This window comes from Comamonas sediminis, from assembly GCF_041107495.1.
Lineage (GTDB): Bacteria > Pseudomonadota > Gammaproteobacteria > Burkholderiales > Burkholderiaceae_C > Comamonas > Comamonas sediminis.
The window spans coordinates 183023-202603 of record NZ_JBGBDC010000005.1 but is presented as its reverse complement, the minus strand read 5'-3'; the positions used below and the strand labels follow the sequence as shown (position 1 = coordinate 202603).

At 64.5% G+C, this 19581-nt stretch carries 19 protein-coding genes; 16 read left to right on the top strand and 3 right to left on the bottom strand.

The window, feature by feature from the left end:
* The first annotated feature begins 21 nt into the window (after positions 1-21).
* Positions 22-993, top strand: coding sequence for a Bug family tripartite tricarboxylate transporter substrate binding protein (locus tag AB7A72_RS13115; protein ID WP_369460228.1), 972 nt, complete (start codon positions 22-24; stop codon positions 991-993).
* 10 nt (positions 994-1003) lie between these two features.
* Here AB7A72_RS13115 and AB7A72_RS13110 read toward each other — a convergent pair whose 3' ends face one another.
* On the bottom strand, positions 1004-1924 hold the full coding sequence (locus AB7A72_RS13110; RefSeq protein ID WP_021028161.1) for a LysR substrate-binding domain-containing protein: 921 nt from the start codon (positions 1922-1924) through the stop codon (positions 1004-1006).
* A gap of 219 nt (positions 1925-2143) precedes the next feature.
* Here AB7A72_RS13110 and AB7A72_RS13105 point away from each other — a divergent pair, with 219 nt between their 5' ends.
* The 9 genes from AB7A72_RS13105 to AB7A72_RS13065 all read left to right on the top strand — a co-directional run bounded on the left by AB7A72_RS13105 (position 2144) and on the right by AB7A72_RS13065 (position 10405).
* Positions 2144-3178 carry an ABC transporter substrate-binding protein gene (locus AB7A72_RS13105; protein ID WP_239809898.1) on the top strand — a complete coding sequence of 345 codons (1035 nt, stop codon included), beginning with the start codon at positions 2144-2146 and terminating at the stop codon, positions 3176-3178.
* A 111-nt stretch (positions 3179-3289) separates the two neighbouring features.
* Positions 3290-4342 carry an ABC transporter ATP-binding protein gene (locus AB7A72_RS13100; RefSeq protein ID WP_312835125.1) on the top strand — a complete coding sequence of 351 codons (1053 nt, stop codon included), beginning with the start codon at positions 3290-3292 and terminating at the stop codon, positions 4340-4342.
* A gap of 25 nt (positions 4343-4367) precedes the next feature.
* The gene (locus AB7A72_RS13095; RefSeq protein ID WP_312412202.1) at positions 4368-5198 is read left to right on the top strand and encodes an ABC transporter permease; all 831 of its coding nucleotides are present in this window, start codon (positions 4368-4370) and stop codon (positions 5196-5198) included.
* A 3-nt stretch (positions 5199-5201) separates the two neighbouring features.
* Positions 5202-5996 carry an ABC transporter permease gene (locus tag AB7A72_RS13090; RefSeq protein WP_230780082.1) on the top strand — a complete coding sequence of 265 codons (795 nt, stop codon included), beginning with the start codon at positions 5202-5204 and terminating at the stop codon, positions 5994-5996.
* A gap of 9 nt (positions 5997-6005) precedes the next feature.
* A complete protein-coding gene (locus AB7A72_RS13085) occupies positions 6006-7148 on the top strand; it encodes an NAD(P)/FAD-dependent oxidoreductase (protein WP_369460227.1) in 1143 nt (380 codons plus the stop codon).
* Positions 7138-7479, top strand: a complete 342-nt coding sequence (locus tag AB7A72_RS13080; protein ID WP_312527823.1) for a (2Fe-2S)-binding protein — start codon at positions 7138-7140, stop codon at positions 7477-7479. The genes AB7A72_RS13085 and AB7A72_RS13080 overlap by 11 nt, the downstream gene beginning before the upstream one ends.
* Entirely contained in the window at positions 7472-8869 is a 1398-nt protein-coding gene (locus AB7A72_RS13075; protein ID WP_369460226.1) for an FAD/NAD(P)-dependent oxidoreductase, read from the top strand. The genes AB7A72_RS13080 and AB7A72_RS13075 overlap by 8 nt, the downstream gene beginning before the upstream one ends.
* 1 nt (position 8870) lies before the next feature.
* Positions 8871-10010 carry an NAD(P)/FAD-dependent oxidoreductase gene (locus tag AB7A72_RS13070; RefSeq protein WP_369460225.1) on the top strand — a complete coding sequence of 380 codons (1140 nt, stop codon included), beginning with the start codon at positions 8871-8873 and terminating at the stop codon, positions 10008-10010.
* 38 nt (positions 10011-10048) lie between these two features.
* The gene (locus AB7A72_RS13065; protein WP_230780068.1) at positions 10049-10405 is read left to right on the top strand and encodes a RidA family protein; all 357 of its coding nucleotides are present in this window, start codon (positions 10049-10051) and stop codon (positions 10403-10405) included.
* Between the two features lie 64 nt (positions 10406-10469).
* Here the strand turns inward: AB7A72_RS13065 and AB7A72_RS13060 are convergent, their stop codons facing one another.
* Together AB7A72_RS13060 and AB7A72_RS13055 are read right to left on the bottom strand one after the other, a co-directional pair.
* On the bottom strand, positions 10470-11165 hold the full coding sequence (locus AB7A72_RS13060) for a glutathione S-transferase N-terminal domain-containing protein (RefSeq protein WP_239809892.1): 696 nt from the start codon (positions 11163-11165) through the stop codon (positions 10470-10472).
* A gap of 86 nt (positions 11166-11251) precedes the next feature.
* Positions 11252-11812 carry a DUF1439 domain-containing protein gene (locus AB7A72_RS13055; RefSeq protein WP_239809891.1) on the bottom strand — a complete coding sequence of 187 codons (561 nt, stop codon included), beginning with the start codon at positions 11810-11812 and terminating at the stop codon, positions 11252-11254.
* A 348-nt stretch (positions 11813-12160) separates the two neighbouring features.
* Here AB7A72_RS13055 and AB7A72_RS13050 point away from each other — a divergent pair, with 348 nt between their 5' ends.
* The 6 genes from AB7A72_RS13050 to AB7A72_RS13025 all read left to right on the top strand — a co-directional run bounded on the left by AB7A72_RS13050 (position 12161) and on the right by AB7A72_RS13025 (position 19577).
* Positions 12161-13774: an ABC transporter substrate-binding protein gene (locus AB7A72_RS13050; protein ID WP_369460224.1), complete on the top strand. Its 1614-nt coding sequence runs from the start codon at positions 12161-12163 to the stop codon at positions 13772-13774.
* 128 nt (positions 13775-13902) lie between these two features.
* A complete protein-coding gene (locus AB7A72_RS13045) occupies positions 13903-15519 on the top strand; it encodes an ABC transporter substrate-binding protein (RefSeq protein WP_239812798.1) in 1617 nt (538 codons plus the stop codon).
* Positions 15520-15698: 179 nt separating this feature from the next.
* Complete coding sequence (locus tag AB7A72_RS13040; RefSeq protein ID WP_239809889.1) at positions 15699-16673, top strand: ABC transporter permease; 975 nt, start codon at positions 15699-15701, stop codon at positions 16671-16673.
* On the top strand, positions 16673-17599 hold the full coding sequence (locus tag AB7A72_RS13035; RefSeq protein ID WP_312528277.1) for an ABC transporter permease: 927 nt from the start codon (positions 16673-16675) through the stop codon (positions 17597-17599). Before AB7A72_RS13040 ends, AB7A72_RS13035 begins: the two co-directional genes overlap by 1 nt.
* The gene (locus AB7A72_RS13030; RefSeq protein ID WP_312412115.1) at positions 17599-18576 is read left to right on the top strand and encodes an ABC transporter ATP-binding protein; all 978 of its coding nucleotides are present in this window, start codon (positions 17599-17601) and stop codon (positions 18574-18576) included. The genes AB7A72_RS13035 and AB7A72_RS13030 overlap by 1 nt, the downstream gene beginning before the upstream one ends.
* Positions 18573-19577: an ABC transporter ATP-binding protein gene (locus AB7A72_RS13025; RefSeq protein WP_369460223.1), complete on the top strand. Its 1005-nt coding sequence runs from the start codon at positions 18573-18575 to the stop codon at positions 19575-19577. The genes AB7A72_RS13030 and AB7A72_RS13025 overlap by 4 nt, the downstream gene beginning before the upstream one ends.
* Positions 19578-19581: the final 4 nt, after the last annotated feature.

Below are 19581 nucleotides of genomic sequence, written 5' to 3'. Positions count from 1 at the left end.
AAACCAACCGGAGACAAAAAGATGAAATTTTCCACCCGCCGCCACCTGCTGGCCTGTGCCTCGGCCCTGGCCATCAGCCCGCTGGCCTTCGCGCAAACGAGCTTCCCGTCCAAGCCCATCACCTTTGTCGTACCCTTTGCGGCCGGCAGCGCCACCGACCAGTTGGCCCGTGCGCTGGGCCAGGCGGTGACCGAGCAGACGCACCAGCCGGTGATTGTCGAAAACAAGGCCGGCGCCAGCGGCATGATTGCGGCGCAGGCGGTGGCCAAGGCCCCGGCCGATGGCTACACGGTGCTGATCACCACCAACACCACGCATGCGGCCAATATCCACCTCTACCGCAAGCTGTCCTATGACCCGGTCAAGGACTTCACGCCGATCACCGGTCTGGGCAAGGGCGGTCAGGTGCTGGTGGTGCCGGCCAATGCGCCTTACCAATCGGTGGGCGAGCTGCTGGCCTATGCCAAGGCCAACCCGGGCAAGCTCAGCTTTGGCAGCGGCAGCTCGTCCAGCCGGGTGGCCGGCGAGATGCTCAAGCAGCTGGCCGATGTGGACATCCTGCATGTGCCCTACAAGAGCAATCCGCTGGCCATCACCGACCTGCTGGGCGGCCAGATCAACCTGATGATCACCGACGTCTCCACCGGCGTGCCGCAGATCAAGGCCGGCAAGCTGCGCGCGCTGGGCTACTCGACGCAAAAGCGCAGCGCCCAGCTGCCCGATGTGCCGACGATTGCCGAGGCCGGTGTGAAGGGCTATGACATGGGCTACTGGTTTGCCGCCTATGCGCCCGCCAACGTGCCCGCTGCCGTCAGCGCCAGGCTCAACCAATTGCTGGGCCAGGCGGTGGGCAGCGCCGCTGCCAAGTCCTTCTTCGAGATGTCGGGCTCGGATCCCTGGACCACCAGCCAGACCGAGCTGGCGCAGTTCCAGGCGACCGAGACCACCAAATGGGGGCAGGTGATCAAGGCGGCAGGTATTACGCCGGAGTAACCCGCGCTTCTCAAAGAATCCAGCGTTTGGGCAGCATGCGTTTGATTTCTGCCTTGGCCAGGTCGATGAAGGGCTTGAGCACCAGGGTAGAGGCATGGCGGTTGGAGACCACCATCGAGTACTCGCAGGGCACGGCGGGCTCGAACAGCACAAACTTCACATCGGGCCCGTGGTAGCTGCAGGCGGTCAGCGGGTCGATGATCGCCAGCCCGGCGCCAGCCTCGACCAGCTTGATGGCGGCGTACGAGATCTGGGTCTCGATGTTCACGCGGCGCTGCACGCGGTTGACGAGGAACAGGCTGTCGAGCTTGGTACGCGTCTCCATCATCGTCGGCAGCGACACCAGGGGTTCATCGACAAAGTCGACCGGTGACAGGCTGCTTCTGCGGGCCAGCTTGTGGCCGGCGGGCACGGCGACCACCAGCTTGCCGATCACCAGGGTCTCCAGCCCCTTGAAGCGGGTGTGGTCGGGCGAGAGCATCACAAAGCCGATGTCGCAGCGCTCGGCCTGCACCATGTCCAGTGCGGCCGGCGAGGCCTGCATGTGCAAGGTGACCAGGGTCTCGGGGAACTGGGCGCTGAACTTGGCAATGGCGCTGGGCAGGAACGAGGTCGCCATGGCGGGGGCGGCTGTCACCTCCAGCCGCTGCAGACGCCGAAAACGCACGTTCTCGGAGATGTTGCGGATGCGCTCGATGCCCATCAAGGCCTGGTGCACGTCTTCCAGCAGCAAGGTCGCAGCCGACGTCGGCTGCAGCCGGCTCTTGACCCGCTCGAACAGCGGCATGCCGATGCGCGCCTCGAATTCGGCGATCAGCCGTGTCACCACGGGCTGGGTCACTTCCAGCGACTGGGCCGCTGCGGTGACCGAGCGGCGCAGCATCAGCGCGCGAAACGCCTCCAGATGGCGCAGTGTGATCTTCTTATCCATGTTGTAAAGACATGAGTTAATGGCCTAATGCAATCGAATAGTCTACAAAATTACTAATTTTGTCGTTATTTCAATGACTTATCGATTGAGAAATTTCCATCCCATTAAGGCATTGAAGCAGGAATCCACCGATTCAATTTTGCCTGCAGATGCCTATCATTGGCTACCAGACAGATTGAATTCCACTTGGTTCCCATCTACTTTCTGGAGGTAATTTCGATGACTGCATCCCGTCTGGCTCTCTCCCTGGCCGCAGCCTTTGCTGCCACCGCTGGCATCGCCCATGCTGAAGACATTTATGTCGGTGGTTATGGCGGCTCTACCGAGACCGCCTTCAAGCAAAAGATCATTCCGGCCTATGAGAAGCTGACCGGCAACAAGGTCATCTATGTGCCCGGCAACTCCACCGACACCCTCGCCAAACTGCAGGCCGAAAAGAACAACCCGCAATACGATGTGGCGCTGATGGACGACGGCCCGATGGAGCAGGCGGTGCAGTTCGGTTTCTGCGGCGACATCGAGGCCGCACCGGTCTACAACGACCTCTACCCGATGGCCAAGACGGCGGGCAACAAGTCGCTGAACCTGGGCGTCATCGCCACGGGCCTGTTCTACAACGAAGAGGCCTTCAAGAAGGCCGGCTGGGCCGCTCCCAGCTCGTGGAACGACCTCAAGGACAAGAAGTTCAAGAGCAAGACCGTGATCCCGCCGATCAACAACGGCTACGGTCTGCAGACCCTGCTGATGTTTGCCGAAATGAACGGTGGCGGCGCCAACAACATCGACCCCGGCTTCCAGGCGCTGATCAAGGAGGTGGGCCCGAATGTGCTGGCCTGGGAACCATCGCCGGGCAAGATGACCGAGCTGTTCCAGAACGGCGATGCCGTCATCGGCGTCTGGGGCAGCGGCCGTGTCAAGGCGCTGGCCGATACCGGCTTTCCGGTGAAGTTCGTCTACCCCAAGGAAGGCGCGTTTGCGCTGTTCACCTCCGTCTGCCCTGTGGCCAAGAAGCAGCCCAAGGCGGGCGCGCAGAAGTTCGTGCAGTTCCTCTACACCCCGGAGGCGCAAACCGCGCTGGCCGAGACCCAGGCCTGGGGCCCCATGAACAGCAAGGTCAAGCTCGACGACAAGGTCGCCAAGCAAGTGCCTTATGGCCCGGAACAGATCGCCCAGTTGAAGACCGTGGACTACAAGATCGTCAACGTCAAGCGCTCGGAGTGGACCAACCGCTGGAACCGTACGGTAGAGCGTTAAACCTTCATCCCTGGCCCCACTCAGGACGCCAGGGATAGGCGTTCACCCGCCAGCAGTCATACACAGGCCTGCCGCGCCGCCCCACGCGGGCTGCAGGCCCCGGAGTTTCACATGAGTTTTCTACGTATCGAGGGCCTCGCCAAGAGGTTCGGGGATTTTGTTGCCGTTAAGGACTTCCACCTGGACGTCCATCGCGGGGAGTTTGTATCGCTGCTCGGCCCTTCGGGCTGCGGCAAGACGACCACCTTGCAGATGATTGCCGGCTTTCTGGACCCCAGCCAGGGCCGCATCGTGCTCGACGGCAAGGACATCACCCAGCTGCGACCCGAGCAGCGCGGCATGGGCGTGGTGTTCCAGAGCTATGCGCTCTTCCCCCACATGACGGTGGAGCAGAACATCTCCTTCGGGCTGGAGATGCGCAAGCTCAGCCGCGACGTGATGCAAAAGCGCATCCAGGACGCGCTGGCGCTGGTGCGCCTGCATGGCCTCGGTGCCCGTTACCCGCGTGAACTCTCCGGCGGCCAGCGCCAGCGCGTGGCCATTGCCCGCGCCCTGGCGATCCAGCCCGAGGTGCTGCTGCTGGACGAACCCATGTCCAACCTGGACGCCAAGCTGCGCCAGGAAATGCACGTCGAGATGCGCGCCATCCAGCGCCAGCTGGGCATCACCACCATCCTGGTGACGCATGACCAGGTCGAAGCGATGACGATGAGCGACCGCATTGCGGTGATGCACAACGGCCAGATCGCCCAGGTCGATACGCCGCAGAACATCTACGACAAGCCGAGCTGCGACTTTGCCTCGGTGTTCCTGGGCAAGACCAACCGCTTCGAAGGCCAGGCCCAAAGCCGCGAGACCGTGAAGATTGCCGACATGGTGCTGGGCGCGCCCAGCCCGGTGGACAGCGGCCCGGTCGTGGTCTACCTGCGGCCCGAGCGCATCGCGGTGGCCCCGGCTGGCGAAGGCGGCCTGCCCGGCACGATCAAGACCTTGCTGTTCCTGGGCAGCCAGTGGGTGGTCAATGTCAGCACCGCGCTGGGCGACATCCACATCAGTCTGCCCAATGCGCGCCGCGCTGCGTTGCATGAGGGCGATGAGGTGGGCCTGAACTGGTCGCCCGACGATGTGCGCGTGCTGACCCAGCAGGAGGCCAGCCGTGGATAGCAAGAACCGCTGGAAACCCTGGGCCATGTCCGGGCCCGGCCTGCTGGTCTTTGTGACCATGCTGCTGGCGCCGCTGGCGTTGACGGCCATTCTGTCACTGAATGTCTTCAATGGCATGGAAGGCATCCAGAAGGTCTATTCGCTGAAGAACTACCTGGAGATCTTCAGCGACAGCTACTACCTGGAGATCTTTGGCCGCACCGCGCTGATGTCGGCCATCGTCACCGTGCTCTGCGTGGTGCTGGGGGTGCCCGAGACCCTCATCATCTCCCGCATGCGCGGCCGCTGGCGTGGTGTGTTTCTGCTGATCATCCTGGCACCGCTGCTGATCTCGGTGGTGGTGCGTACCCTGGGCTGGTCCATCCTGATGGGCAACAACGGCCTGATCAACAAGGGGCTGATGCTGTTCCACATCATCGATGAGCCACTGCGCCTGGCCTTCACGATGACCGGCGTGACCATTGCGATGGTGCATGTGATGGTGCCCTTCATGGTGATCTCCGTCTGGGCCTCGCTGCAAAAGCTCGACCCCCAGGTCGAGAACGCCGGCCTCTCGCTGGGTGCCAGCCCGCGCACCGTGTTCCGCCGTGTGGTGCTGCCCCAGCTGCTGCCGGGCATCCTCTCGGGCAGCATCATCGTCTTCGCGCTGTCGGCATCGGCCTTTGCCACGCCGGCACTGCTGGGCGGGCGCCGCCTCAAGGTGGTGGCCACGGCCGCCTACGACGAGTTCCTCAACACCCTGAACTGGCCGCTGGGCGCTGCCATTGCCGTGGTGCTGCTGGTCGCCAATGTCGTCATCATCGTGGGCTGCAATCGCTGGATCGAGCGCCGCTTCAAAGCTGTCTTCGAGGGTTGAGCCATGCAAAAAAACAGTCCTCTGGCGCTGGTCTACCACGCGCTGTTCATCACCTTCATCCTGGCGCCGCTGGCCGTCGTGGTGGCGGTGGCCTTTACCGACAAGGGCTTCATCTCCTTCCCCACCGATGGCCTGTCCTTGCGCTGGTTCCGCGCCATCCTCGACGCGACCGAGATCAAGTCGGCCTTCTGGTTCTCGGCCAAGCTGGGCCTGGCGTCGGCATCGATCGCCATCGCGCTGGCGGTGCCCGCTGCGCTGGCCATTACCCGCTACCGCTTTGCCGGCCGCGAGGTGCTGATGGCCTTCTTCATGTCGCCGCTGATGATCCCCCACGTCGTGCTGGGTGCGGCTTTCCTGCGCTTTTTCAACATCGCCGGGCTGTCGGGCTCGTTCTTCTGGCTCATGTTCACCCATGTGATCTGCATCATGCCCTATGCGTTGCGCATGGTGCTGGCTGCGGCCACCGGCATGAACCGCGAGATCGAGCATGCCGGCCTGTCGCTGGGCGCATCGCGCAGCACCGTCTTCATGCGCATCACCGTGCCGATGCTGATGGCCGGTATCGCCGGCGGCTGGATGCTGTCCTTCATCCAGAGCTTTGACGAGCTGACCATGACGGTGTTCGTGGCCACCCCCGGCACGATGACCTTGCCGGTGGCCATGTACAACCACATCGCGCAGACCATCGACCCGCTGGTGACCTCGGTCTCCACCGTGCTGATCGTCGGCACGCTGGTACTGATGGTCATCCTGGACAAGCTGGTCGGCCTGGAGAAGGTCCTGATTGGCAAAGGTTGAGAGACAACAATGAACAACAACACACATAGCAGCGATGTCATTGTGATCGGCGGAGGCCTGGTGGGCAGTTCCGTGGCTTACGGGCTGCTGCGCCAGGGTCTGTCGGTCACGGTCCTCGATGGTGCGGACGACACGATTCGCCCTTCGCGCGGCAATTTCGGCCTGGTCTGGGTGCAGGGCAAGGGCCACGGCATGGCGGACTACGCCCGCTGGAGCTTTGGCTCGGCCCGCCAGTGGCCTGCGCTGCGCGATGAACTGCAGGCGCAGACCGGCATCGACGTCGAGCTGATGCAGCCCGGCGGCCTGCACATCTGCCTGAGCGAGGAAGAGATGTCCCAGCGCGTGGCCAAGCTCCAGTGGCTGGAGTCCGAGGTGGGCGACCCCGGCTACCGCACGACGGTGCTGAGCCGCGACGAGGCCGCGCAGCACCTGCCGGGCCTGGGCCCGGAGGTCGCGGGCGCCACCTACTCGGCGATGGACGGCCACTGCAACCCCTTGAAGCTGCTGCGCGCGCTCTACAGTGCCAACATCGCCAACGGCGCACGCATCCACAACCGCATGCAGGTCAGTGCGATCCGGCAGGAAGGCGGCATCTTCCATGTCAGCGCGGGCGCGCATGTCTGGCAGGCGCCGCGCATCGTGATTGCCGCCGGCCATGCCACGCAACAGCTGTCGGCGATGGTGGGCATGTTCGTGCCGGTGCGGCCCAACAAGGGCCAGGTCTTCATCACCGAGCGGGTGCAGCCCTTTTTGCCGCACCCCACCAACTATGTGCGCCAGACCGATGAGGGTACGGTGCAGATCGGCGACTCGATGGAAGAGCTGGGCTTTGACGACATGGTGCGCGTGCCGGTGAACGCCAGGATTGCGGCGCGCGCGGTCAAGTGCTTCCCGGCGCTGGCCAACGCCCGCGTGGTGCGTACCTGGGCTGCGCTGCGGGTGATGTCGCCCGATGGCTTCCCGATGTACCAGGAGTCCGAGAGCCACCCGGGCGCGTTTGCCGTGACCTGCCACAGCGGCGTCACCCTGGCGGCCCAACACGTCTTTTGCATCGCCCCCTGGGTGGCCACGGGCCTGCGGCCGGCCGCCATCGAGGCATTCCCGGCAACCCGATTTACGCCGGAAACGGAAGTGAAACCCTATGGCATCTAAAGCCCTTTTCAAATACCTCCCTGGCCACCAGGCCGGGGCCGCTGGCACGGTGTCGGTGCTGGTCAACGGCACCGTGGTGCGCATGTCGCCGGCCGCCAGCCTGGCCGCTGGCCTGTTGGCGGCCGGCATCACCGCGGTGCGCGTCTCGCCGGTGGGCCAGGGCGCCCGCGCGCCGTACTGCATGATGGGCGTGTGCTTTGAGTGCATGGTCGACGTCAATGGCCGGCCCAACCAGCAGGCCTGCCTGATCACCCCCGCAGACGGCATGGAAGTGACCACCATGCAGGCGGCGCCCAGCCTGCTGGACGCGCAGGAGGCCAAGCATGTCTAACCCCGCTATCCCTTTGAACGACGCGCCCAGCCAGGTGCGCGACCTGGTCGTGATCGGCGCCGGCCCTGCCGGCATGGCCGCCGCGCTGGCGGCCCAGCGGCGCGGCCTGGATGTGCTGCTGCTCGACGAGCAACCCCAGGTGGGCGGCCAGATCTACCGCAGCATCACCGAGACCGATGGCCAGCGCGAGCGCATCCTGGGTGCGGACTATGTCTACGGCAAATCGCTGGCCGGGCAGGTCCGCGCCAGTGGCCTGGCGCACTGGGCCGGCGCCTCGGTCTGGCAGATCGACCCCGACAAGACCGTGCATGTGCTGCGCAATGACCGCACCATCCGCATCGAGACCCGGTCGCTGGTGATCGCCACCGGTGCGATGGAGCGGCCCTTCCCGGTGCCGGGCTGGACCCTGCCCGGTGTGATGACCGCCGGTGCCGGCCAGATCCTGCTGAAGAACGCCGCCGTCGTGCCCCAGGTGCCGGTGGTGCTGGCCGGCTGCGGCCCCTTGCTCTATCTGCTGGCGGCGCAGTACCTGCGCGCCGGTGTGGACATCCGCGCGGTGCTCGACACCTCGGCGGGCACCGACTGGCGTTTGGCGATCCGCCATGCCACATCCTTGCTGGCCGGCTGGGGCTATGTGCGCAAGGGCCTGGGCCTGCTGCGCGAGATCAAGTCGGCCGGCATTCCCTTCTTCAAGGATGTGGGTGGCTTGCGCATCGACGGGGATGACGCGGTGCGGCAGGTGGGCTTTACCAGCGCCGGCCGCGCCCAGCAGATCGACTGCGAGCTGGTGCTGCTGCACCAGGGCGTGGTGCCCAACACCCAGGTGTCCTGGTCCTTGCGGGCCGAGCACCGCTGGGACGATGAACAGCTGTGCTGGGTGCCCGTGCTCGATGGCTGGGGCCAGACCAGCCTGCCCGGCATCTATATCGCCGGTGACGGCGCCGGCATTGGCGGCGCGCTGGTGGCCGAGCTGCAGGGTGCGTTGGCCGGCATAGCCGTGGCCAACAGCCTGGGCTTTGGTGCGAGCGAAGACGGTGCCCAGCAGCGCGCGCAGATTGCGCAGCACCTGCGCATCCGCCCCTTCCTGAACCAGCAGTACCGCCCCAAGGACGAGTTCCGCATCCCGGCCGACGAGGTCGTGGTCTGCCGCTGCGAAGAGGTGACCGCCGGCGCGATCCGCGAGCAGGTGCAGCTGGGCTGTGTGGGCCCGAACCAGACCAAGTCCTTCAGCCGCTGCGGCATGGGCCCCTGCCAGGGCCGCCAATGCGGTTTGACGGTGACCGAAATCATCGCCAGGGAAGCGAAGCTCTCACCGCAGGACGTGGGCTACTACCGCATCCGTCCGCCGCTCAAGTCGTTGTCGCTGGCCCAGCTGGCCGCAGGCGTGTGACATGGGCGGCATAGCCAGCCCGGCATCGGGCAGCAGCGATGTGCTGGTGATTGGGGGCGGCCTGCAAGGCCTCTCCAGCGCCTTCCAGCTGGCCAAGGCAGGTTTGCGCGTGCGCCTGCTGGAGGCCGAGTACTGCGGCCGCCATGCCTCCGGCGTCAATGCCGGTGGCGTGCGCACCCTGGGCCGCCATGCGGCCGAGATTCCGCTGGCCTTGGCCGCGCGTGAGCAGCTCTGGCATGGCCTGGCCGACATCATCGGCAGCGATGGCGGCTTTGTGCCCTCGGGCCAGCTGCAGGTGGCCGAGAACGAGGCCGATGCCATCAAGGCCAAGGCACGCGTGGCCATGCTCAACGGCCTGGGCTTCTTCCACGAGCAATGGGTGGACCAGCAGCAGGTGCGCGAGCTGGTGCCCAGCATCTCGCCCCATGTGGTGGGCGGCATCTGGGCCGACCGCGATGGCTATGCGCTGCCTTACAAGGTGGCCACGGCCTACCGCCTGGCGGCAGAAAAACGGGGCGTGCAGATCGTCGAGCAGGCGCCGGTGCTGCGGGTGGACCACCAAAGCGGCATGTGGCAGGCCAGCACCGCGCAGGGCGCGTTCCATGCGCCCTGGCTGGTCAACACAGCGGGCGCCTGGGCGGCCGATTTTGCCGCGCAGGTGGGCGACCCGGTACCGATGGTGGCGGGCGGCCTGATGCTGATGGTGACCCAGCGTGTGGCCCCTTTCGTCAAGCCGGTGCTGGGCGCGATGGGCCGGCCGCTGTCGTTCAAGCAGTTCGACAATGGCACGGTGGTGATTGGTGGCGGCCTGCGCTGCGAGGCCGATGCCAGCCAGCGCCATGCGATGGTCGACCTCAACCGCATGCCCAAGAGCGCGCAGACGGTGATCGACCTGTTCCCGCATCTGCGCGATGTGAGCATTGCACGGGCCTGGACCGGTATCGAGGGCTTCATGCCCGACGAGATTCCGGTCATCAGCCCGAGTGCCGGGGCTGATAACCTCGTGCACGCCTTTGGCTTCTCTGCCCATGGCTTTGAGCTCAGTCCGATTACCGGCTGCATTGTGGCCGAGCTGGTGACCCAGGGCACCAGCACCTTGCCGATTTCGGCGTTTCGTGTGGACCGCTTTACCGCAGCCTAGCGGCGCGGCGGTCGTATTTTTATCTCAGGGAGTAAATGATGAGCAACGACATCCAACGTATCGACAGCAATGAACGCCTCAGCCGCATCGTTGTGCACGGCGGCGTGGTCTATGTGGCGGGCGTGACCGCTGGCGATATCTCGGGCGATATTGGCGCCCAGACCCGCGACGTGCTGGCCAAGATCGACGGCTACCTGCAGCAAGCCGGCACCAGCAAGTCGCGCCTGCTGACCGTGCAGATCTGGCTCAAGGACATCGACAAGGACTTCGCCGGCATGAACCAGGTCTGGGGCGAATGGGCCGACAAGGCCAACATGCCCACCCGCGCGACCTGCGAAGCCAAGCTGGCGCGTCCCGAATTGCTGGTCGAAATCATCGTGAGCGCAGCCGTCTAAGCAACCGCCTGCAAAGCAAAATGCCAGCCCTCGGGCTGGCATTTTTTGCTAAGAACAAAGCAGATCAGGGGATCAGCAAACCGCGCTGCACGGCCGGACGCTGCAGCCAGTGGCTGAGCACGCGGCTGACTTCGGGGTACTGGCCCCAGCCGATCAGGGCCTCGGCGTTGTAGCGCACGATCATGTTGCGGATCCAGGGGAAGATGGCCATATCGGCAATCGTGTAGGTATCGCCGGCCACCCATTCCTTGCCCGCCAGGTGCTTGTTCAGCACGGTCAGCAGGCGCTTGGATTCGTCCACATAGCGGGTCAGCGGGCGCTTGTCCTCAAAATCCTTGCCGGCAAAGATGTTGAAGAACCCGACCTGGCCAAACATCGGGCCGATGCCGCCCATCTGGAACATCAGCCACTGCAGCGTCTCGTAGCGCAGCACCGGGTCCTGCGGCAGGAACATGCCGGTCTTCTCGGCCAGGTAAATCATGATGGCGCCGGACTCGAACAGTGCAATCGCCTGGCCGCCCGGGCCGTTGGGGTCGATGATGGCCGGAATCTTGTTGTTCGGGAAGGTGCCGACAAACTCGGGCGAGGTCTGGTCACTGCTCTCGAAGCTGATCTTGTGCACTTCATAGGGCATGCCCAGCTCTTCGAGCAAGATGGAGACTTTGACGCCATTGGGCGTGGGCAGCGAATACAGCTGCAGCAGATCGGGCCGGGTGGCCGGCCATTTGCGGGTGATACTGAAATCGGCAAGGGTGCTCATGGGGAAATCTCCAGACGATAGGCAGGCGGTTGGCAGGTGTGCGCCCTGCCAGCAGCATAAAGCAGATTGTGCGCGGACCTGTCGGCCTACTTCGCGTCCTGGGGCTTCACAAATTCGATGCGCAGGCCTTCGGCGGTGACCTGGAAGGTGGCAGGCAGATCGGCCGCCTTGTCCAGCCGGTCGAGGTCTTCCTGGCGCAAGGTGTGCACGACCACATCCTCCATCGCATGCTCGGCTGCGCGCGGCGCATAGGCATGCAGCATCGCTTCCATGGCCTCGGGCAGGCCGTTCATCTGCAGCGACTGGACCTGCACCTGGGTGGCGCGCAGGCTGTGGTCGGCGGGCGAGTAGCGCAGTGCAAAGTCCAGCACCATCGTGCCATCGAGCCGGTGGGGCAGCACCTTGCCCGACATCTCGGCGCGCATCGTCGCCTGGATGCGGTTGGTCTCGGGCAGCAGCTGCAGGCTGGGCGCCTGCACATCAAGCTGCAACAGGCCGAGCAACGGATAGGAGCGGGGGAAGGACTTGGCCACAATCGTCTGCAGCTCGGCGGCAGACAGCGTGTAGCTCGGAGGGGCAAGCAAGGAGCAGGCGGCCAGCAGGCTGGCGGCGAGCAGGCTGGAGGCCAGAAAAAGGCGGCGGCGCATAGGGAGTGGAAAGCGTATTGGCAGAGGTCGGGTGGAGCGCATCGTACCTATCGGAGGCCGGGCGCTGTGCTGGATTTTCCCACCCACAGGGATCGCATTGTTGCGCAGCTTGCATAACATTGTGTGTTGCACGAACAATAAGCTTTGATTAATTCCCATCTCCTTGTTTTATTGGGGTAAATGCCCACTTTTCGCAGTCTGCGTGCGCGTGAGTCGATGTAATTTTCGTGTGAGAATTCGCAGGCTTTCCGGCTGCGGACGATGGCGCACGCGGGTGCGCCATCGTCCTGCCTTCCGGCTCGAAAGCGCTGCCTGCGGGCAGTGCTAGCCAAGATCCCAAGGACAGACATGAATTTCGCATTGAACAAGCGCGCCCTGGCGCTGGTGGGTGCCTCGCTCATTGGCGCAGCCCACGCCCAACACCTGACCATCGCCCTGGCCTCCGAGCCGACAGCGGCCGATCCCCACTACCACAAGATGACGACGAACGACTCGTTCTCGGCGCATGTCTATGACTCGCTGGTGGGCCGTACCGCGAGCATGGAGCTGGTGCCGTCGCTGGCCACTTCATGGAAGAACCTGGACGACCTGACCTGGGAGTTCAAGCTGCGCAAGGATGTGAAGTTCTCCAACGGCGCGCCTTTCACGTCGCAGGACGTGCTGTTCACCATCTGCCGCACGTTGAACAACGAGACCAATGTCTCGCAGTCGTACATGGATACGACCAAGCTGATCACCGATGTGCAGACCCCCGATGACCTGACGGTGATCGTCAAGACCGCCGAGCCGGTGCCGCTGATCCCGGCCGAATTTGCACGCAACCTGCCCATCATCTCCAGCAGCATCATCAAGCACGACAAGCTCAGGTTCGCGCCCAAGGAAGGCTGCGGCTACAAGGGCCCCTGGCCCACGGTGGCCGACTTCAACAGCGGCAAGATGGCCATCGGCACCGGCCCGTTCAAGCTCAAGTCCTATGTGAAGGGCAATGCCATCACCCTGGAGCGCAATGACGGCTACTGGGGCGCCAAGCCTGCCTGGCAGACCGTGAAGATGGTGGCCGTGCCCAATGCCGGCCCGCGCCTGACGGGTCTGATGTCCGGTGACTACGACCTGATCGAGAACCCGGCCGCCCGCGACCTGGCCCGCATCAAGGAAGACAAGAAGCTGGCCTTTGTTGCCACGCCATCCACCCGCCTGGTGTTCTTCCAGCCCGACATCGGCCGCGACAAGTCGCCCTTTGTGACCGCCCCCGATGGCAAGAACCCGCTGCAGGACCTGCGCGTGCGCAAGGCCATCAACATGGCGATCGACCGCAAGGCCATCGTGCAGCGCCTGATGGACGGCATGGCCACCCCCGCCTACCAGTACATGCCCGATGGCATGTTTGGCAGCGTGAAGGCCCCCGAGATCAAGTTCGACCCCGAAGGCGCCAAGAAGCTGCTGGCCGAAGCCGGCTATCCCAATGGCTTCGAGATGACCCTGTCGTCGACGAACGACCGCTACATGAACGATGCGCAGATCTCGCAAGCCGTCGCGCAGTACCTGACCCGCATCGGCATCAAGACCAAGGTCGATGCGATGACCGCCTCGATCTACTTCCCCAAGCGCGCCAAGCGTGAGTTCAGCTTCCCGATGGGTGGCTGGCCTTCGGAGAACGGCGAAGCCTCGGGCCTGTTCCAGCTGTGGGTCGCCAGCACCGATTCGCCCAAGGGCCTGGGCACCAGCAACTACGGCGCGTTCAGCAATGCCGATTTCGACAAGGTCTACATCCCGGCGGCCAAGACGGTGGACTCTGCCAAGCGCAAGGCCATGCTGGAGCAAGCCACGCAGATCGCACTGGACAACGTGCCGCTGATCCCGCTGCACTTTGAAAGCAGCATCTGGGCTTTCAAGAAAGAGCTGAGCTACGAAGGCCGCCGCGACCAGTACACGCTGGCGACGTCGGTCAAGCCCGCCAAGTAAGCAAGGCGCTTGCGGCAGCCGGGGTGTTGCACCCCGGCGTGGGCGATGAGGAATAGGTAGTGGCACGGCACTTGCATTGCCCTACGAGGCTTTTAACCAAGGAGGAACGACCTGTGTCTATCAAGAAGATCTCGCGCCGCACACCCTTGTCGCTGGCCAGCCTGGCTGCGTTGGCCCTGCCTGCGGGCATGGCTGCCGCCCAGTCGCTGACCATCGGCCTCGCCTCCGAGCCCACCGCCGCTGACCCGCATTACCACAAGGTCACCACCAACGACGCGTTCTCGGCCCATGTCTTCGAGTCGCTGATCAACCGCAATGCGCAGATGGAGCTGGTCCCGGGCCTGGCCCAGTCCTGGCGCGCCATCGATGACAACACCTGGGAGCTGAAACTGCGCCAGGGTGTGAAGTTCTCCAATGGCGAGCCCTTCACCTCCAAGGATGTGCTGTTCACCCTGTGCCGCGTGCTGAACAACGAGACCAATGTTTCGCGCTCCTACATGGAGCCGGCCCAGAGCTTCAGCGATGTGCAGACGCCCGATGACTACACCGTCATCATCAAGAGCGAGCGGCCCATCCCGACGATGCCCAATGAGCTGGCGCGTTCGCTGCCCATCATCTGGAGCGGCATCGCCAAGTTCGACAAGCTGCGCTTTGCGCCCAAGGAGGGCTGCGGCGTCACCTCGCCCTGGCCCACGGTGGCTGATTTCAACACCGGCAAGCTATCCATCGGCACGGGCCCGTACAAGCTCAAGTCCTATGTCAAGGGCACTGGCATCGAGTTGGAGCGCAATGAAGGCTACTGGGGCAGCAAACCGCACTGGAAGACGGTGAAGATGGTGCCTGTGCCCAATGCCGGCCCGCGCCTGACAGGCCTGATGTCCGGCGACTACGACATCATCGAAAGCCCCGCTGCGCGCGACCTGCCGCGCATCAAGGACAACAGCAAGCTCGACTTTGTCGCCACGCCCTCGACCCGGCTGGTCTTCTTCCAGCCGGACGCGGGCCGCGCGCAAAGCCCGTTTGCCAAGGCTGCCGATGGCAAGAACCCGCTGCAGGACCTGCGTGTGCGCCAGGCCATCAACATGGCCATTGACCGCAAGGCGATCGTGCAGCGGCTGATGGATGGCATGGCCACCGTCGCCAACCAGTACATGCCCACCGGCATGTTCGGCAGCCTCGACCAGCCGACCGAGATCAAGTTCGATCCCGAAGGCGCCAAGAAGCTGCTGGCCGAGGCCGGCTACCCGCAAGGCTTTGAGCTGACCCTGACCACCACCAATGACCGCTACATCAACGACGGCCAGATCGCGCAGGCGGTGGCCCAGTACCTGACGCGGATCGGCATCAAGACCACGGTGGATGCGCAGGCGGCAGCCATCTATTTCCCCAAGCGCGCCAAGCGTGAGTTCAGTTTCGCGATCGGCGGCTGGCCCTCGGAGAACGGTGAGGCCTCGGGCCTGTTCCAGTACTGGGTGGCCACCACCGACAAGGACAAGGGCCTGGGCACCAGCAACTACGGCGGCTTTAGCCTGCCCGCGTTTGACCAGGTGTTTGTACCGGCGATGTCGCAGATGGACGCGAACGCACGCAAGGCCGCCTACCAGCAGGCCACGCAGATTGCGCTGGCCAACGTACCGCTGATTCCGCTGCACTTCGAGAGCAGCATCTGGGCATTCAAGAAAGGGTTGAGCTACGAAGGCCGACGCGACCAGTACACGCTGGCCATGTCGGTCAAACCGAAATAGCAAGCTGATGCCACACCGGGCGCAACGCAAGGCCCGGTCCCTGGCATGGCCCGCATCCAGCTCCAGTGGTGGGGCCATGCGGGCTTTGTGATTTTGTACGCCCCCCGATGAAAAGACTCCACAGAGGGCGACAACCATGCAGGTGACAGCGCATGGCATTCTAATTTTGAGGACGTAATGTGATCGTCTATATCCTGCGCCGCATGGTGCAAAGTTTTCTGGTGCTGCTGGCGGTCTCGCTGGTGGTGTTCATGGCGGTCTACGCGGTGGGCGACCCCATCGAGCTGCTGGTGAGCGCCGAGGCCAGCGATGCAGACCGCCAGGCGATGATCCAGCGCCTGGGCCTGGACCTGCCGGTCTGGCTGCAGTACTGGAGTTTTCTGACGCGCGCCTTCCAGGGTGACCTGGGCACCTCGTTTGTGCATGGCATTCCTGCGATCGAGCTGATCGTGCAGCGCTTTCCGGCCACCTTCGAGCTGGTCGTGGTGGCCATTGGCCTGACCTGCCTGATCGGCATTCCGCTGGGCCTGGTGGCCGGCCTCTTCAACGACAAGCCGCTGGGCCGCAGCCTGATGGGCGGCTCGGTGCTGGGCTTTTCGCTGCCCAACTTCTGGCAGGGCATGATGCTGATATTGATGTTCGCCGTCTGGCTGCAATGGCTGCCGTCGTCGGGCCGGGGTGACACGGTGAATGTGCTGGGCGTGCCGCTGTCGCTGTTCACCGCCGATGGCTGGAGCCATGTGATGCTGCCAGCCATCAACCTGGCGCTGGGCAATATCGCGCTGGTGCTGCGGCTCACCGCCACCGGCGTGATGGAGGCCAAGACCCAGGAGTATGTGAAGTTCGCGCGCGCCAAGGGCATCAGCGAGCGCCGCATCCTGACCCGCCACATCCTGCGCAACATCCTGATCCCCGTGGTCACCGTGATCGGCATGGAGTTCGGCACCCTGATTGCCTACTCGACCATCACCGAGACCGTCTTCGCCTGGCCCGGCATGGGCAAGCTTTTGATTGACAGCATCTACAAGCTCGACCGCCCGGTGGTGGTGGCCTATGTGATGCTGGTCACCTTCATCTTCGTGATGATCAACCTCCTGGTGGACCTGGCCTATGCCGTGCTGGATCCGCGCGTACAGCTGCAGGAGGCCCCATGATGCAGCCCGACAAATCCCTGATGACCATCGATCCCAGCAAGCGGGCCCAGCCCCTGCAAGACACGCCCCAGCGGCGTGCCATCCTGAAGAAACTGCGCAGCAAGCCCTCCGTCAAGGGTGCGGTGATTGCCCTCGTGCTGCTGCTGGCCGTGGTGCTGCTGGCGCCGTTTCTGTCGCCGCAAAACCCCTATGACCTGGGCGCGCTCGACCTGATGGACGGCCGCCTCAAGCCGATGTCCGAAGCCGCTTCGGGCATGACCTACTGGCTGGGTACCGACGACCAGGGCCGCGACATGCTCTCGGCCATTCTGCATGGCCTGCGCATCAGCCTGTTGGTGGGCCTGAGCGCCGTGGTGCTCGCCACCATCATCGGCAGCCTGGTGGGCCTGGTCGCCGCCTATTTTGGCGGCTGGGTCGATACGGTGCTGATGCGCATCGTCGACTTCATCCTCGGCTTTCCCACCATCCTGGTGGCGCTGGTGCTGCTGGCCATTCTGGGCCGGGGCGTGGACAAGGTGGTGATCGCCATCGTGATGGTGCAGTGGGCGCATTACGCGCGCATCATGCGCGGCCGTGCCCTGCAGGAGCGCAAGAAGGAATACATCGAGGCGGCCAAGAACCTGGGCTTCCCCGGCTGGCGCATCATGACGCGCCACCTGCTGCCCAACTGCATGGGCCCGGTGATGGTGTTTGCCACCATCCAGATTGCCAATGCCATCGTGCTCGAAGCCACCCTGTCCTTCCTGGGCGTGGGGGTGCCGATCACCGAGCCCTCGCTGGGTCTGCTGATTGCCAACGGCTTTCAGTACCTGATGTCGGGTGACTACTGGATCAGCATGTTCCCCGGCCTGGCGCTGCTGGCCCTGATCCTGTCGATCAACCTGATCGGCGACCGCCTGCGTGAAGCTCTGGACCCGAGGAAGTAATGACTATCCCTTTGCTTGAAGTACAAGATCTGCAGACGGTGTTCCACACCGAAGAGGGCGCATGGCCCGCCGTCAGCGACATCGATATCCGCCTGGAGGCGGGTGAAATCCTGGGCCTGGTCGGTGAATCCGGCTCGGGCAAGTCGGTCACCGGCTTCTCCATCTTCGGCATGATCGATGCGCCCGGCGAAGTCACCCAGGGCAAGGTGCTGTTCAAGGGCCAGGACCTGCGCGCGCTGTCGGCCGAGTCCATGCGCAAGCTGCGCGGCGACCGCATCGCGATGATCTTCCAGGATCCGCTGATGACGCTCAACCCGGTGCTGCGCATCGAAGAGCAGATGCTTGAGGCCATCGACGCGCACCAGAAGCTGCCCAAGGCGCAGGCGCTGCAGCGCTGCGTGGAGGCGCTGGCGATGGTCGGCATCCCCGCGCCGGAGAAGCGCCTGCGCAGCTACCCGCATGAGTTCTCGGGCGGCATGCGCCAGCGCGTGGCGATTGCCATTGCGATGCTCAACCGCCCCGACCTGATCATCTGCGACGAGCCCACGACGGCGCTGGATGTGACCATCCAGGGCCAGATCCTCTACCGCATGCAGCAGATCTGCCAGGCCCAGGGCACAGCGCTGATCTGGATCACCCACGACCTGGGCGTGATCGCCGAGCTGGCCGACCGGGTGGCCGTGATGTATGGCGGCCGCATTGTCGAGACCGGCACCGTTGCCGAGGTGCTGGATGCCCCGCGCCACCCCTACACCCAGGGCCTGCTCAATTCGCTGCCCGCCCAGGCCACGCCAGGCGAGCGCCTGACGCAGATCAACGGCATGGCGCCCAGCCTGTCGGGCCGCGTGCCCGGCTGTGCCTTTGCGCCGCGCTGCAGCCGCGCCATCCCGCGTTGCGTTGATGAGCAGCCCCCCGTCACTACCATTCCCGGCCGCGCATTCCGCTGCTTTGTACCGCTGGAGGCACCTGCCGCATGACCGCGATGACCCCCCCTGTGATTGAACTGCGCGATGTGCACAAGCGCTTTGTCAGCGCGCCCGACCTGCTGCAGAAAATCGTCGGCGCCGTCGCCCGGCAGCCCGCGCAGACGCGCACCGTGCATGCCGTCAACGGCGTCAACCTGCAGATCGCCAAGGGCGAGGTGCTGGGCCTGGTGGGCGAATCCGGTTGCGGCAAGTCCACCTTGGGCCGCGTTGTGGCCGGCCTGCACCCTGCGACCGAAGGCAAGCTGCTTTACCAGGGCCAGGATGTGAGCCAGCTGGGCGGCCAGGACAAGCTGGCCTACACCCTGGGCGTGCAAATGGTGTTTCAGGACCCGCAGGCCTCGCTCAACCCGCGCCAGAAGCTGCACCAGATTCTGGGCGAGGCACTGCATGTGCACAAGCTGGCCCCTGCGGCCGAGGTGCCCGCAAAGGTCGATGCCGCGCTGGCCGAAGTGGGCCTGGCCAGCGAGTACCGCGCCCGCCTGCCGCACCAGATATCGGGCGGCCAGCGCCAGCGCATCGGCATTGCCCGCGCGCTGATGGTGACGCCGGAGTTCCTGGTCTGTGACGAGCCGGTGGCCGCACTCGATGTGTCCATCCAGGCGCAGGTGATCAACCTGTTCATGGACCTGCGCGCCCAGCGCGGCCTGACCTACCTGTTCATCAGCCATGACCTGGGCGTGGTGCGCCACATCTCCGACAAGGTGGCCATCATGTACCTGGGCAAGATCGTCGAGATGGCGCCCACCGCCGAGATCTTTGGCCAGGCCCAGCACCCCTACACCCAGGCGCTGCTGGCCGAGGTGCCCGATGTGGGCCGGCGCAGGCGCGTGTTCACCCCTATCAAGGGCGAGATCCCTTCGCCGCTGAACCCGCCCTCGGGCTGCACCTTCCACCCGCGCTGCCCGCATGCGATGGAGCGCTGCAAGCAGGAGGTGCCACGCCTGCGCGAGACGGCAGCCGGCCATGTGACCGCCTGCCATTTGTTGGACTGACCGC